This window comes from Nocardia sichangensis, from assembly GCF_047200615.1.
Classification (GTDB): Bacteria; Actinomycetota; Actinomycetes; order Mycobacteriales; family Mycobacteriaceae; genus Nocardia; species Nocardia sichangensis.
Genome location: NZ_JBJZOK010000001.1, coordinates 458,280 through 472,280 on the forward strand (window position 1 = coordinate 458,280; position 14,001 = coordinate 472,280).

General features: G+C 68.7%; 16 protein-coding genes. 9 read left to right on the forward strand and 7 right to left on the reverse strand.

Annotated features, from left to right (window positions below; genetic code table 11):
* The first annotated feature begins 1 nt into the window (after position 1).
* Together ACL03I_RS02400 and ACL03I_RS02405 are read left to right on the forward strand one after the other, a co-directional pair.
* Positions 2 to 1,090, forward strand: coding sequence for a lysylphosphatidylglycerol synthase transmembrane domain-containing protein (locus tag ACL03I_RS02400; RefSeq protein WP_355071319.1), 1,089 nt, complete (start codon positions 2 to 4; stop codon positions 1,088 to 1,090).
* Positions 1,091 to 1,127: 37 nt separating this feature from the next.
* The gene (locus tag ACL03I_RS02405) at positions 1,128 to 1,496 is read left to right on the forward strand and encodes a DUF3054 domain-containing protein (protein WP_355071317.1); all 369 of its coding nucleotides are present in this window, start codon (positions 1,128 to 1,130) and stop codon (positions 1,494 to 1,496) included.
* Here ACL03I_RS02405 and ACL03I_RS02410 read toward each other — a convergent pair whose 3' ends face one another.
* Positions 1,497 to 3,176 carry an NTF2-like N-terminal transpeptidase domain-containing protein gene (locus tag ACL03I_RS02410; protein WP_355071315.1) on the reverse strand — a complete coding sequence of 560 codons (1,680 nt, stop codon included), beginning with the start codon at positions 3,174 to 3,176 and terminating at the stop codon, positions 1,497 to 1,499.
* A 376-nt stretch (positions 3,177 to 3,552) separates the two neighbouring features.
* Here ACL03I_RS02410 and ACL03I_RS02415 point away from each other — a divergent pair, with 376 nt between their 5' ends.
* Positions 3,553 to 4,152 (forward strand): hypothetical protein, encoded by a 600-nt coding sequence (locus tag ACL03I_RS02415; RefSeq protein ID WP_355071314.1) that lies wholly within the window; start codon positions 3,553 to 3,555, stop codon positions 4,150 to 4,152.
* Positions 4,153 to 4,202: 50 nt separating this feature from the next.
* A complete protein-coding gene (gene aroQ, locus ACL03I_RS02420; RefSeq protein WP_355071312.1) occupies positions 4,203 to 4,658 on the forward strand; it encodes a type II 3-dehydroquinate dehydratase in 456 nt (151 codons plus the stop codon).
* Between the two features lie 2 nt (positions 4,659 to 4,660).
* On the opposite strand, the gene ACL03I_RS02425 is transcribed toward aroQ, so the two are convergent.
* The 3 genes from ACL03I_RS02425 to ACL03I_RS02435 form a co-directional block, all read right to left on the reverse strand.
* A complete protein-coding gene (locus ACL03I_RS02425; RefSeq protein WP_355071310.1) occupies positions 4,661 to 5,107 on the reverse strand; it encodes a nitroreductase family deazaflavin-dependent oxidoreductase in 447 nt (148 codons plus the stop codon).
* Positions 5,108 to 5,206: 99 nt separating this feature from the next.
* A complete protein-coding gene (locus tag ACL03I_RS02430) occupies positions 5,207 to 5,995 on the reverse strand; it encodes an ArsR/SmtB family transcription factor (RefSeq protein WP_355072081.1) in 789 nt (262 codons plus the stop codon).
* Between the two features lie 142 nt (positions 5,996 to 6,137).
* The gene (locus ACL03I_RS02435) at positions 6,138 to 7,016 is read right to left on the reverse strand and encodes an NAD(P)-dependent oxidoreductase (RefSeq protein WP_355071308.1); all 879 of its coding nucleotides are present in this window, start codon (positions 7,014 to 7,016) and stop codon (positions 6,138 to 6,140) included.
* A 144-nt stretch (positions 7,017 to 7,160) separates the two neighbouring features.
* Here ACL03I_RS02435 and ACL03I_RS02440 point away from each other — a divergent pair, with 144 nt between their 5' ends.
* Complete coding sequence (locus ACL03I_RS02440) at positions 7,161 to 7,511, forward strand: winged helix-turn-helix transcriptional regulator (RefSeq protein ID WP_379249368.1); 351 nt, start codon at positions 7,161 to 7,163, stop codon at positions 7,509 to 7,511.
* Here the strand turns inward: ACL03I_RS02440 and ACL03I_RS02445 are convergent.
* Both ACL03I_RS02445 and ACL03I_RS02450 read right to left on the reverse strand, forming a co-directional pair.
* Positions 7,508 to 8,626: a glycerate kinase gene (locus ACL03I_RS02445; RefSeq protein ID WP_356963005.1), complete on the reverse strand. Its 1,119-nt coding sequence runs from the start codon at positions 8,624 to 8,626 to the stop codon at positions 7,508 to 7,510. The genes ACL03I_RS02440 and ACL03I_RS02445 overlap by 4 nt on opposite strands.
* Positions 8,627 to 8,977: 351 nt before the next feature.
* Positions 8,978 to 10,567, reverse strand: a complete 1,590-nt coding sequence (locus tag ACL03I_RS02450) for an alpha/beta hydrolase (protein ID WP_412805058.1) — start codon at positions 10,565 to 10,567, stop codon at positions 8,978 to 8,980.
* Positions 10,568 to 10,726: 159 nt separating this feature from the next.
* On the opposite strand from ACL03I_RS02450, the gene ACL03I_RS02455 reads away from it, so the two are divergent.
* Complete coding sequence (locus tag ACL03I_RS02455; RefSeq protein ID WP_355071301.1) at positions 10,727 to 11,038, forward strand: GNAT family N-acetyltransferase; 312 nt, start codon at positions 10,727 to 10,729, stop codon at positions 11,036 to 11,038.
* Here the strand turns inward: ACL03I_RS02455 and ACL03I_RS02460 are convergent.
* Complete coding sequence (locus ACL03I_RS02460; protein WP_355071299.1) at positions 11,032 to 11,793, reverse strand: lysophospholipid acyltransferase family protein; 762 nt, start codon at positions 11,791 to 11,793, stop codon at positions 11,032 to 11,034. The genes ACL03I_RS02455 and ACL03I_RS02460 overlap by 7 nt on opposite strands.
* A 137-nt stretch (positions 11,794 to 11,930) precedes the next feature.
* On the opposite strand from ACL03I_RS02460, the gene ACL03I_RS02465 reads away from it, so the two are divergent.
* From ACL03I_RS02465 to ACL03I_RS02475, 3 genes are all read left to right on the forward strand, one after another.
* Complete coding sequence (locus ACL03I_RS02465) at positions 11,931 to 12,575, forward strand: YqgE/AlgH family protein (RefSeq protein WP_039803016.1); 645 nt, start codon at positions 11,931 to 11,933, stop codon at positions 12,573 to 12,575.
* Positions 12,576 to 12,707: 132 nt separating this feature from the next.
* Positions 12,708 to 13,244, forward strand: a complete 537-nt coding sequence (locus ACL03I_RS02470; RefSeq protein WP_355071297.1) for a sigma-70 family RNA polymerase sigma factor — start codon at positions 12,708 to 12,710, stop codon at positions 13,242 to 13,244.
* Positions 13,241 to 13,975 carry an anti-sigma factor family protein gene (locus ACL03I_RS02475; RefSeq protein WP_364424777.1) on the forward strand — a complete coding sequence of 245 codons (735 nt, stop codon included), beginning with the start codon at positions 13,241 to 13,243 and terminating at the stop codon, positions 13,973 to 13,975. The genes ACL03I_RS02470 and ACL03I_RS02475 overlap by 4 nt, the downstream gene beginning before the upstream one ends.
* Positions 13,976 to 14,001 lie beyond the last annotated feature (26 nt).

The following is a 14,001-nucleotide window of genomic DNA, read 5'->3' on the forward strand; positions in this document are numbered from 1 at the left end:
CGTGACGGCCGACGGGGAACGAGCAGACGATCCTGCGCCGCCGCCCACGGCGGGTTCCCGCCGTGGCAGATTCCGCTGGTTGAAATGGGTGCTCGGCGCCGCTCTGCTGGCCCTGCTGATCGCCGAGGGCGTGTACCTCTGGCCGCGGCTACACGAGTCCTGGCGCAAGCTCACCGAGATCCACTGGGGTTGGCTGGCGGCCGCTATCTGGCTGCAGGCGCTGTCGATGAGTGGATTCGGCCGGGTGCAGAAGCAGTTGCTCAACGCGGGTGGCGTCGCGGTGAGTCAGCGGAAGTCCGTCGCCGTGGTCTACGGTGCGACGGCGATGTCGGTGACCCTGCCGGCGGGCCAGGTGTTCTCCACCACGTTCACCTACCGGCAGACCAGACGCTGGGGCGCCAGTCCGGTCGTCGCCTCCTGGCAGCTGGTGTTCTCCGGCGTGGTGGCCGCGGTGGGGCTGGCGCTGCTCGGCGTCGGCGGCACGCTGCTGGCGGGCGGGCAGATCGGCCCGCTGAAGCTGATCCTCTCGCTGGCCGCCGTCGTCGCGCTGGTGTGGGCGGGCAATCATGTCTCACGCAATCCCGGTTCGCTCGACGCGTTGCTGCGCAACCTGCTGGCGCTGGTCAACCGGCTGCGCAAACGCCCGCCCGAGCACGGCGCCGCCAAGATCGAGGACATGCTCGGTCAGCTGGAGTCGGTCGAGCTCGGCAAGCGCGACGGCGTCTTGGTCACGCTCTGGGCGCTGGTGCATCGTTTCGCCGACGTGGCCTGCCTTGGCGCGGCCTGTTACGCGGTCGGCGCCGATCCGCGCATCGCCGGTCTGCTGCTCGCGTTCGCCGTGGGCAAGGCTGTCGGGTCCATTCCGTTCGCGCCGGGCGGCATCGTCTACGTCGACGCGACGCTGATCTACGGCCTCACCGCCGCCGCGGGTCTGTCCGCCGCGCAGGCGGTAGCCGCGGCGTTCGTCTATCGGATGGTGAGCTTCATCCTGGTGGCTATCGCAGGGTGGATCGTGTTCCTGTTCCTGTTCCGTAGGCCGCAGGCCGACGACGCGGAGTTCGAGAAGGAGTTCGAGCAGCGGCGGCTGTGACGGAAGCCGCGTCCTGGCTGCCGTTACGCTGGCCCGCGTGAGGAAACTGGTGCCCTTCGTGGTCGATGCGCTGCTCGTCGTCGTCTTCTGCGCGATCGGCAGGCGCAGCCACGACGAAGCGGTGCTCGCCGGGCTGCTGCGCACCGTGTGGCCGTTCGCGACGGGATTGGTCGTCGGCTGGCTGGTCGTGGCGCTCCGGTGGCGCGCCGCCGCGGGCGACGCGCGCTTCGACATCACCCCGCTGTGGCCCGCCGGAGTCGTGATCTGGACGTGCACCTTGGTCGGGGGCATGCTGCTGCGCGTGGTCAGCGGTCAGGGCACAGCGGTCAGCTTCGTGCTGGTCGCCGGTGTGGTGCTCGCGGTGTTCCTGCTCGGCTGGCGCGCGGTGTACAAAGCCGTGCGGTGATCACGGCTCCGGAGTCGCCAGCGCCTGCAACATTCTGGCCGCCATCCGCGCGGTCGCGTCCTTGCTGTCCACGTCGTTGATGTGGATCGCGAAGACCAGATCGCCCATCGACCCGATCAGCCACCCGTCCGGACCCGCGGTCGCGGCGAACGCGGCGACGTCGCGGTAGCGGCGCACGCTCGCCAGTTCCGGGGCGTTCGTGGCGTCGCGCAGCATGCCGCGCAGCCGGTCGGCGGTCTGCGGCGGCAGCGGGTCGAGCCGGGCGTCGGTGGCGCTCGGGCGTCCGGCCTCGATCATCGGCGGCGGCACGGCCCCGCGCGCGATCGCGGCCGCGGCGATGGCCATGCCGTACGGGCTGGCCAGGACGGCGTCCGAACCACCGCCTTGGAGCACCTGCTCGGCGCTGCGCCCCGCGATGGCCAGACGACCGGTCACCTCGTCGAGGCCGGGCACCTTGAAGTCGATGCCGACGCCGAGCGCGGTCGCCGCCTCGGCCGCGTCCTGCACCGAGACATCTTGCGGCGCCTTGTTCTTCGCCGACGCCGCGACGGCGCGGAACAGGTCCATGTTGCCGCCCACCGGATACAGTCCGGTGAACGCCACCGAGCCGTGCTCACTGGCCTGGCTGTTCTGCGCGACCGCCACCACCGCCCCCGTGGACGGCTGGATCGCCACGATCGAGGCCTGCGTGGGCACGCTGACCACCGCGTCCTCGGCGGCACGTTGCAAGCGCTGGTCCATCGTGCCCGCGATGTCCGGTCCCGGCGGACCCTGCTGACCGGCGAGTTGCGTGATGAACCGCCCATCCTGCTCGAACAGCTGCACGCCCCAACCGGAATGCGCTTCCTGACTCTCCTGCTGCACCTTGCGCAGCGCGTCCAGCATCGGCGACCAGACCCGGCGGTCGGCGGAGATCAGCCGTGGCTGCTTCTCCATCACCACGCCGGGTATCGGCGCCATCCGCGGCTCCAGGATCGCGAAGTCCCCCTCGCGCAAGTTCACCGCGATGATCGGCTTGCCCTGCGAGGTGGCCAGCTGCTGCATCAGCGCAGGCCCGGTGATCAGCGGCGCGACCGGCTCGATGGCTTTGGCCAGCGCGTCGGTCGACGCGACCGGGTCGGGCATCTTGGCGGGATCGAGCTTGACGACGTTGATGGTCTGCTCGGTCATCAGCGGTTCACCGGCGATGTCGTTGACCCGCGGCGCCGGCGTCGGATAGGTGCGCACCAGCCGCACCGTCCGGTTGTGCGCCAGCTGCGGCATCACGACCGCGGGCTCCCAGGAGATCCGCCAGCCGATGGCGAGCTTGCGCACGTTGCCTTCGAGACTGTAATTCCAGGTCTTGCGCTCGCCGAAGCTCCACTCGACGTCCATGCTGAAGATCGCCGACTGCGCGTCCAGGCCGATGAACTGGGTCTTGCGGTAGTCGACCTTGGCGCCGTGCAACCCCTCGAACATTTGCTTCAGAGTTGCTGTGGCCGCGATGGGGTACGACGTCAGGTCTGCCGCCTTGGTGTAGTCCTGATCGTCGAGCAGGTCCGTGAAGCGCTCTACGACCGCTTCCGCTTCATTCTGCTTCTCGTGTATCCCGCACGACCCGATCCCGAGCGCGAGCGCCGCCACCCCCATGAGTGCCATTGCGCCGCGAACACGAAAGCGGCGGGATCCCCACACGTCCATGTCGCCCACTCTTCACTCTTGTCACTCCAGTAACAAGACCACCGTACCCGAAAAAGACCAGACCGCGATGCCTCCGTAGCGCGGACGTTACCCATGCTCAGCATCCCAATTCTGCCCCGGGATGACGCATCTCGGGGGGCCTTTCATGATCATCGTCCAGCCGGTTGGCGGCAACCGGCGCCGCTACCGTACCGGCCTTCTCGAAAAGTCGCGCGGTTACTACCCGACTCGACGTTTCGTATCAATAAATACCCCGAAGGGTCCGGAGCGAAGCAACCGGACCCTTGTTCGCACTGAGCGCAACTCCCCCGCGTGGTTTGCGACGTAATCTTGTAATCACTGAAAGCAACGCACCACAGTAAGTAGGTGACCCGCTATGAGAAACGCACACCGCGGCCGGGGTTTCGGTCGAACGGGCGGTTGGCAGCAAGCCGACCTGCCGGACCCGTCGGACGTACCGGATTGGTTCGCCGGAAGATTGCCAAATGACTGGTTCACCGGTCCGCCGGTGATCGAGATCGACCGGGACGAGATCGTCGTCATCGGTGAGCTGCCGATTCCGCAGCCGGAGAAGAAGCCGGACGCCGACGATTCCGAAGCCTCGACCGAAGACGTTCCCCGCGCGACCAAGGAGGGAGCGGTCGCCCGGTTCCGCGAGTCCACCCGGCCCGCCCGGATGCAGATCGCGAACGAAGCGCAGCACCGCTACCGGCGCAATGTGGCCTGGGGCGTCTCGGTGGACGGGGAACGGATTCTGTTCACCCACCTGGCCGTGCCCGTGATGACCCGGTTGCGTCAGCCGGAACGCAAGGTGCTCGACACCTTGGTCGACGCCGGCGTCGCCCGTTCCCGCGCCGACGCGCTCGCCTGGACGGTGAAACTGGCGGGCAAGCACGCGGAGACGTGGCTAGAGGAATTGCGCGAAGCCATGCGCAAGGTCGACGACCTGCGTTCGGAAGGCCCGCAGGGGCTGTAGCCGGTCGGGCCCGGCCGGGCGGCGCGGTGTGACGCGGTATCTTGCCGTGCATGGCTGTGACCGCGGACGCGACACCGGGCCCGATCCTGGTTCTCAACGGCCCGAACCTCAACATGCTCGGCACCAGGCAGCCGGAGGTGTACGGGTCGGCGACGCTGGAGGACGTCGTGGAGTTGTGCGAACGGACCGCGGCGAAGTTCGACCGGAAGATCGTCGCCTTCCAGTCCAACTCCGAAGGCGCGCTGATCGATCGCATCCACCAGGCGCGCGGCGCCGAGTCGGGCATCGTGATCAACCCCGGCGGCCTCACCCACACCTCGGTGGCGCTCCGCGACGCGCTGGTGATCCCGGAACTCCCGATCGTCGAGGTGCATATCAGCAATGTGCACGCACGCGAGGAGTTCCGGCACCACTCCTACATCTCTCCGATCGCGACCGCCGTGGTCGCGGGAATGGGCATCCAGGGTTACGCCGCCGCCATCGAATTCCTGGCCCGCTCGCGCTGAGCTCACTTCAGCTGGAACACCGGGAACCCCGGCGCGATGGCGGCGAGTTCCTCATCGGTGGCGTCCTTGGTCACGCCCTCGAAGAACTTGCCGACCTCCCAGCCCCACTTCCGCAGGTAGAGGCGCAGCAGGGGCACCTTGTCGGCATCGGGCACCTCGGTGGCGGTGAACACCTCGACCTTGCGGCCGAGCCGCAACTCGCCCCCGCCCGCCACGCGCAGGTTGCGCACCCACTGCGTGTGCCCGCGCGGCGCGACGAGGAAGCGCTCGCCGTCCTCGCGCACCATCAGGTTCACCATCGTCGTGCGCCATTCCCCGCTCTTGCGCCCGCGCACCGCGAGCAGCCGCGACCCCATCACGCTGATGCCCAGCTTGGGCAGCAGGTTGGCGATCCGGTTGAAGACCGCGTCGAATCCGGCGGGGCCGACGTAGCGGGTGTTGAGGTCCATGACTACTCCCTGTTGTGAGCACTGCTCTCTATAGAGAGAAGTGTTCCACGAAGGGCACGACAAGTCAAGAGCACTGCTCTCTTCGTGCTTCCGAGAGGCCTATGGGGCCGGGAGGGGTTCGCCGGTTTCCAGGAGGGTTTTGAGGTTGGAGAGGATGCTGGGCCAGCCGGTGGTGATTCCTTCGAGGACTCGGCTGTTCGGTTCGAAGCCGTCGTGGATGACGGTCAGCTTGACGGTCTCGCCCCGAGGCTCTAGTTCGAACGTCACTTTCGAGCGGGGCTCACGGGACCAGGCAGCGACGTCGTCGGGGTTCATGTCGAACGTCTCGGCGAAGGCCGGGTCGAAGGTGTGCCAGGTGTAGGACAAGCGGCGGTACGGTTCGGCCTCCAGCACCACTTGTTCGGGATCCTTGCTGCTCCAGTTCTGTTGGTGCCAAGTCATTTCCGATCCGGGACGCCAGTCCGTGTCGAAGCTCGCGCCCCAGTAGCGGTTGGTGAACGCAGGATCGGTCAGCGCTTGCCAGAGCTTTTCGGCGGTGGTCTTGATGTAGGTCGTGTAGACGAATGCGTTGTCGCCCATGGGTTGTTCCTCCAGTGCTCTCTTCAGGTCGGCGAGCGCGTTCACGCGCTCGCGGTCGTACCGGTCGATCCAGCGTTCGGCGATGGCGTTGATGGGCTCGGCATTGAGGTAGTGCAGTTTTTCCCGGCCACTGCGCCGGGTCGTGATGAGGTTGGCCGCCTCCAGCACCGCGAGATGCTTGCTCACCGACTGGCGGGCCATCGCCAGCCCCGCGCACAACTCCCGCAGCGTCTGACCGTTGCGGGCATTCAGGCTGTCCAGCAGCCGCCGCCTGCTCGGGTCGGCCAGCGCCCGAAACACCTCGTCCATCGCCCACCTTTCCAACATGCAGGCTTGCGGCTGCCTATTTACACCATAGGCAACCACAAGGCTGCATATCAACCCCTGGGAAGCAGAAGACCCCGTCGGGTCCTCGCGTCGACAGTGCGAGGACCCGGCCGACTCCGCGACGTCAGGCGGGGTCGCGCAGCAGGGCGTAGGTGGAAATGGGGGTTCCGGCCCGCTCGCTGGCGGCGATGGCCTTGCGCCACAGCCCCTGGGCGGTGTGCGAGAGGACGGCGTCGACGCCGATTTCCTCGCTCGCGTCGATAACGTGCTGCGCGCCCGCGTCCATCATCTTCAGACTGGCCAATGACGCCCAGCCGCCGTTCTTGTTGGCGACCGAGTGCTCCTCCATGAAGTAGGGGAAGGCGGCGGCCGAGCGGATCGCGAACGGGACGAACGCGGCGACATCGTGACCGGACCGATCGATCATCGCCGTGGCCTGGTCGAAGGCGAGCAACCAGGGATGGAAGATGGTCAGCAGCCCCTGGTAGAAGATCTGGGCCAGGCCGTCGTCCGCGCCGAGGTACTCCTGCGGGCTCAAGGGGCGCAGCAGCTCGGCGTGGGCGTCGAACACCGCACGCGGGCCGCTGTAGAAGATGTAGGACGCCGGATGCGTGATGTTGTCCCCCGCCGACATGACGCCGCCGGAGAGGAACTGCGCGCCGTGCGAGCGGACCCACGCCGCGCCCTTTCGCGCCTGCTCCGGCGAGTCGGAGGACAGGTTCGCGATCACCTTGCCGTCGAGGTGGCCGGTCGCCGGACCGAGCACGTCGTACATCGCCGCGTAGTGGGTCAGGCTGAGCACGGTGACCTCGTTGGCATCGAGGGCGGCGGCGACGGTCGCGGCGCGCTTCGCGCCGATTTCGACCATGGCGTCGACTTTCTCGGGGCTGCGGTTCCACACCGTCACCTCGACGCCCGCGGCCAGGAAGGCCCGGACCATCGCCTGCCCCATCGGCCCGAGGCCGACGACGGAGACAGCGCGGGCGGTGGTCTGTTCGGACATGATGTGTCCCTTCGGTTCTCGTCGGTTACTTGCGTCGGCGCCGGAATTCATCGTCGTTCCCGCAGGTAGAGTCGGGAAGACCGAACGTGGAGGTGCGGTTGCTTACCTCGAGGTTCGAAACGAGGTCAGAGGAGCGCGGTGGGCATGAGCAGTGACGCGGATCACGAAGTGTGCGGCATGACGGTCGCGATCGATGTCGTGGGCGGCAAGTGGAAGATGCACCTGATGTGGGTCCTCGGCATCGGCCCCCAGCGCTTCGGCCAGATCCGCAAACTGCTCGACGGAGTCAGTGAGAAGGTGCTCGCCGAGAACCTGCGTCAGCTCGAGGCCAGCGGTGTGGTGCACCGCGAGGTCTATCCCGAGGTCCCGCCCCGGGTGGAGTACTCGCTCACGCCGCTCGGCGAGGAGTTGGCCGCGGCACTGCGCCCGCTCGAGGAATGGGGCGAACGGCACAAGCACCAACTGGCCGCGAGCACGCTGGCGTCGGCGAGCTAATCCAGCCGGTCGGCGGCGATCCGCGCGCCGACGCGTCGGAGCAGCGACGCCGCCTCGGCCATCGACCGTTCCGGGTCGGGCTCCAGAGCGGCGAGCGCGTAGCAGTCCGCGAAGCCCGCGGCCCGGATCTCGTCGGGCGTGAGCAGCGTGCGGCCCGCCACGGCTATCACCGGGACGTCGGCCTTACGCGCGGCCGCGCACACGCCGACCGGCGCTTTGCCGTGCAAGCTCTGCCGATCGAGCGATCCCTCACCGGTCACCACGAGGGTGGCGGTAGCGAGCAGGGCGGGGAAATCGAGCAGTTCGAGCACGACCTCGATGCCGCTGCGGACCCGCGCGCCCAGCACGGCGAGCGCGCCGAAACCGGTACCGCCCGCCGCGCCCGCGCCGGGCAGCCGCGCGAACTCCGGGCCGACGAGTTGCGCCCAAGTGCCGAGAGCGGATTCGAGGACATCGACCTCGGCGGGCCCTGCGCCCTTCTGCGGCCCGTACACCGCCGCCGCGCCGGTGGGCCCGAGGAGCGGATTGTCGACGTCGCAAGCCAGCGTGAACGTCGTTTCCGCGACGCCGGGGTGCAAGCCGGAACGGTCGAGACGCGCGGCACGGGTGAGGACCGCTCCGCCGCGCGGCAATTCCCGTGCGTCGGCATCGAGCACGCGGACGCCGAGCGCCTGCACCATGCCCGCGCCGCCGTCGGTGGAGGCGCTGCCACCGAGACCGAGCACGATATCGGTCGCGCCGTGCTCCATGGCATGCGCCAGCACGACGCCGAGCCCGTATGTGCTCGCGCCCAACGGGTCCAGTCGACGCTCGGGCAAAATCGACAGTCCGACCACGGATGCCAGTTCGACGACCGCGGTCGCACCGTGCCGGGCATAGGATGTGCGACGCGGAACCCCCGTCGGCCCCGGAGCGGTCACCTCCACCCGCGCCCAACCAGCCGCGACGAACGCCTCGACCGTGCCGTCACCGCCGTCTGCGACCGGCAGCTGCCGGATCTCGGTCTCCGGCGCGCTCCGCCGCAAACCGTCAGCTAGCGCCGCCGCCACCTCGGGCGCGGCGAGCGACCCTTTGAACTTGTCCGGAGCGAGGATGACTCGCGCAGCGGGTGTCATCCCCACATTCTCGGACGCGACCGGGCCGGTCGCACCACGACACATCCGCCACAGCCGTCGTCTTCGCCGACCTCGGACAAGCGTGGACTCCGCACACGAAAGCGGTGATCAGTGTCCTGACCGGCGGATATCGCTGAACTGCGCGACGTGAAATCGCACCGGCGTCGACGGGCAAGGAACATCCGGACCTGCACGCCGGTCGCCGCACTCCGACCGACCCCGCGGGCCGGATCGACAGCGGGCGAGGACAACGTCGGCCCGATCGAGATGACGAGTTGCTTTTGCGCCGCCATGAGTCCCAGCTCGCGATGTCGGACAGCGGTCACGAACCACTTTCGTGGGGTCGGACTTTCAGCGTGTGGGCAGCGGAGCCTCGTCGGCCCGTGTGATGCCGACCTTTCCGGTGCGCAAGTAGGTGAGCACGGCCTCGTCCACCGGCGGATTGCCGCGACCGAACGTGCCGTGGTCGCCGCCGTCCACGACGACCAGCGCGCCGCCCAGCGCCGTGGCCATGGCGGGGCCGCCTTCGTACTTGGTCAGCGCGTCGTTGCGGCTCTGCAGTACCAGGGGCGGGGTGCGCAGCCCGGCGCCCGTGATCGGCACCGGTTTCGTCACGGGTTTCCAGGAACCACAGGCCATCCCCGAGCGCACCAGGTCGGCGCGCGCGTCCATGGCGTTGCCGCCGGAGGCGATGGTGCCTGCCGCCGCGCCGAGCAGTTCCGGCCTGCCTGCCACGGCGTTCTCGTTGCAGGTGATGGCACTGAACACGAACCGCCCGGTGGGGTCGGTCGAGGTCGCGCCCTCGATGGCCCGCAGCCGCTGCACGTTCGCCGGGTCGGCAGCGGCGTCGGCCATCGCGCGGGCGAAGGTGGGCCAGAAGGTGCGGGTATAGGTGGCCACGGTGGTGGCGCCGAGCAACGGCACCTGCGCGGATACGCCGCCGCTCACCAAGGTGCGCAACAGATTCTGTAGTTTGCCGAGTTGCTCTACGCCGCCGGTGTAGCCGTCCCGGGCGATCTCCGCCAACGGCTCCGGCAGCACGCCGGGCAGGTCGGCGATGCTCGCTGGCGGCGGGGTCAGGTTGGCGTACCAACCGCCGCCCTGGCCTGCCGCCAACCGGACCCAGGTGCGGTAGACCTGCAACGCCGTGTCGCCGAGGTGGTATTCGCCGTCGTGGTCGGCGATCCAGGCGAACAGATCGTCCAGGCGCTGTTTGCCCGCGACCTGCTGCTGGGCGAACTCCTCGGTCCACACCCAGTCCGGATTGACGTTGGAGTCCAGGATCATCCGGTCCACGTGGTCGCCGAACAGTACCGCGTACACCGCGCCGAGGTAGGTGCCGTAGGACGTGCCGAGGTAGTCGATCCGTTCGAAGCCGAGCGCGGAACGCACGGCGTCGAGGTCGCGCGCGGTGCTCTCGGTGGTAATGGTGTCCAGGTAGCCGGGCTGCGCCGCGTCACAGGCTTTCTTGATCTCGTCGCGGTTGCCGCCGCCGAGCGAGACCTGCTGCCCCTCCCCGTTCTTCGCGCTCGTGCCGCATTGCAGCGGTGTCGCCCAACGCAGTCCGCGCGGCTGGACGGCGATCCGGTCGTAATGCTCGGCCAGCGCGGCGGGGAACACGTCCAACCGGCGCGCCCAATAGTCCAGCGCATCCGCGCCCGGCCCACCGGGATTGGCGAACAGCACACCTTCCCGCTCGCCGGTAGCCGCGATGCGGCTGACCGTCAGCTCGATCTTCGCGCCATCCGGGTCGGCGTAGTTCATCGGCACGCTCACGACGGCGCACTGCACGCCCCGATCGGCGGGCACGGAACCCTCGGGGCACTTGCCGAACGCGACACCCGGCGCGGCGTCCGCCACGCCCGCGACGATCGATCCACCGAGCAGGCCCACGGCGACGACGGCGGCCGCGACCCGCGAAACGCGCGGTGTCCTCAACATATTCCGGTACCTCCCCGAGCCTGCCCGCTCGCGCGCGACGACGGACCCGACCAAGAGCATTCTGCGCAGGCCCGCCCGGACAGACAAGTCGGTGGCGGGATTCCGCCCCGCCGCGTGCGTGATTTACCGGGACACCGGCGCACAGAGTAGCGTCGAGCCATGTCGACCGAGGTCAGCAACAACACCGCACTGGAACGTTTCGAGATCTACGTCGACGGTGCGATCGCCGGCTACGCCGAATACCAGGACACGGCCTCCGAGCGCGCGTTCGTGCACACCGAGATCTATCCGCGCTACGAGGGGCAGGGCTATGCGCGGCTGTTGATCGAGACCGCGCTCGACAGCACCCGCGACGACAAGCTCGGCGCGCTGCCCATGTGCCGGGCGGTCCACCATTTCATCGAGACCCGCCCCGAATACCTGGTGATGGTGCCGCACTGGGCGCGCGACCGGCTGAACCTGCCTCAGTAGGCCGCGACAGCGCCGTCGAGCGCCTGTTGCAGATCGGTGCGCACCAGCCGGGCGATGTCGCCGGGCCGGGGCGGCAAATCGAGCACCGGGACATTGAAGTAGAAGCTGGCTCCCTTGGCCTCCTCTTTCGTCGGCTGCACCGCCGGGTCCGTGCGCGGACCGTAGCTCAGCGCCATGGACACCAGCACGGGCTCGGCGCCGAGTTTCATCGCCCGGAAGGCGATGTGCCCGATGCCGCTGCCCACCGCCTGCACGCGGGAGGGGTCCACGTCGTTGCAGGTGCCCTCGGGGAACACCGCGATGCCGTCGCCACGGGCCATCCGCTCCGCGCAGACGTCCATCATGAGTTGTCCCGCGGCGTTCACCGCGCGAATGCCGTGGTCCTTGCCGCGGAACACCGGGATGCCGCCCATCATGTCGATCTTGCGCCGCTGATCGGGGTCGGCGAACAGTTCGTCCTTGGCCAGCACGCGCACCCGGCCGATCACCCGGCGTAGTCCGCTGCGCCACGCGGCCGCCGCCACGGTGTACGGATCGCTCTCGGAAAGGTGGTTGATCGCGATCAGCAGCGGCCTGTTCTGCCTGATCACCGTGCGGAGCGCTTCGCGCGCGCCCTCGGCGTAGGTGACGCGCGGATGGTAGCGGCGGCCGAGAATGGCGTACGCACCCCATGCCTTCAGACGGTTCTGACGGTGCTCGCGATAGAAGTCGTACACGGCGTCGTTGTTCTCGAGGCGCACCTCGGGCAGTTCCATGACGTGGACTCTACGATGTGGCGGCGGTGGCGCAACGTGACGTCCGACGCCCGGTCCGCGACCCGTTCGGCAAATCCGGAACACACAAGTGGGCCGCAGAAGGCGCATTGTGGGCGAACAGCTGCGATGATGTCGGAGTGGCACGCGCAGAAGACCCGGACGATCGGAAGACTCGCGGCGGGCACGGCGACCGCAGGCGACGCGATTTCCGGCACGGTGAGCAGGTGGTTCGTGCCGGGACGCTGCTGGTGTCGGCCACCGAACTGGTCGAGCCGACCTTCCGGCGCACCGTCGTCTACATCATCGAGCACAACGAGGCGGGCAGTCTCGGCGTCGTGCTGAACCGCCCGAGCGACACGGCCGTGCACGAGGTGCTGCCGCGCTGGACCGACGCGGTCGCGGCCCCACGCACGCTGTTCATCGGCGGCCCGGTGAAACGGGACGCCGCGCTGTGCCTGGGCACGGTCCGGGTGGGCGCCCGGATCGATGGTGTCCCCGGGCTGCGCCGCATCGACGGACGCGTCGTGCTGGTCGACCTGGACGCCGACCCCGAGCGGGTCGGCCCACTGGTCGAGGGCATCCGGATCTTCGCGGGTTACGCCGGCTGGACCTTCGGGCAGCTGGAGGGCGAGTTGGAGAACGACGACTGGATCGTGGTATCGGCCCTGCCGTCCGATCCGATCAGCACCGGCCGCCCCGACCTGTGGGCGCACGTGCTGCGCCGCCAGCCGCTCCCGCTGTCCCTGCTCGCGACACACCCGATTGAACTCGAACGCAACTGAGCACGTGTACTCCTCGAAAGGATCGAAGGAGACACGGCATGAGACACGACAACTGAACCGGCGAAAGCATGGGTGACGCATCGGGTGCGCCCACCGACCGGCCCCGCAACTCGAGCGGAGAGGTATCCAGTTGTGCGCAAGAAACGTGGCGAGACGGGACAGCCCGACGATCAATCCGAATTGATGCGGGCTCTCTATCGCGAACACGCCACCCCGTTGTGGCGGTACACGCTCGGCCTGGTTCGGGACCCGGGACGGGCAGAGGACATCGTGCAGGAAACGTTGCTGCGAGCATGGCAACGCCCGAACGTCTTGGATCAGTCCACCACGTCGGCGCGGGCGTGGTTGTTCACCGTGGCGCGCAATCTCGCCGTGGATGAGCACCGCAGCGCCCGCAGCAGGCGCGAGTTCCGCACCGACAACCCGCCCGAGCGGGCGACCCCGGACCAGTCCGACCGCGCGCTGGACGGCTGGCTGGTCGCCGACGCGCTCGGCAGGCTCAGCGCCGATCATCGCGAGGTGATCGTGCGGGCCTACTACCGGGGACTGTCGACCCACCAGATCGCCGAGGAACTCGACGTACCCGCGGGCACGGTGAAGTCCCGGATGCATTACGGCATGCGCGCATTGCGCCTGGCATTACAGGAGATGGGGGTGACAAACCAGTGACAGATATCACCGACGATTTCAGCACGTGGGACGCCCCGTACGTGCTCGGGTCCCTGACCCGCCACGAGCGTTTGCAGTACGAGAGCCACCTCTCGAGCTGCCCCGACTGTCGGGCCTCCGTGGCCGAGCTGGCGGGCTTGCCCGGCATGCTCGCCCTCGTGGATGCCGACATCGCGACGACGATGATCGAGCCGCCCGCGCACGCCGCGCCGGAACCACCGCCGCCGCCGATGCCCGAGTTCCCGCCGCCATCGCGGTTGGCCGACGCGGCCGAGCGGCGGCGCCGCCGCAGCGGGTGGGCGTCGGTCGGCATCGCGCTGGCCTCGGCCGCGGCCGCGGTGGCGATCGCGGTTCCGATCGCGGTCACGGTGTCCGGAACGCACAACGCGCCGGGGCCGGGCACCAGCGAGCAGGCGTTCGCCGAACGTCAGATGACGCCGGTCGAGCCGACTCCGGTCTCGGCGAGCTTCAAGCTCATCCCGGCGGGTGACCAGACGCGACTCGTGATGACCTGCAGCTATCCCCCCGGCGAGCCATTGCCCTACAACCCGAATCTCGTGCTGTACGCCACCCGGATCAACGGTCTGCAGCAGCAGCTCGGCCAGTGGCCCGCGAGCCCCGGCACCGAGCTGACCATCGATCAGACCATCGAGGGCCCGCCCGACCAGATCCGCTCGGTCGACATCCGCGCGGCGAATACCGGAAAGGTTCTGCTCACCGGCACGGTCTGAGCGACGAGCGATCCCCCGCCAGGCGC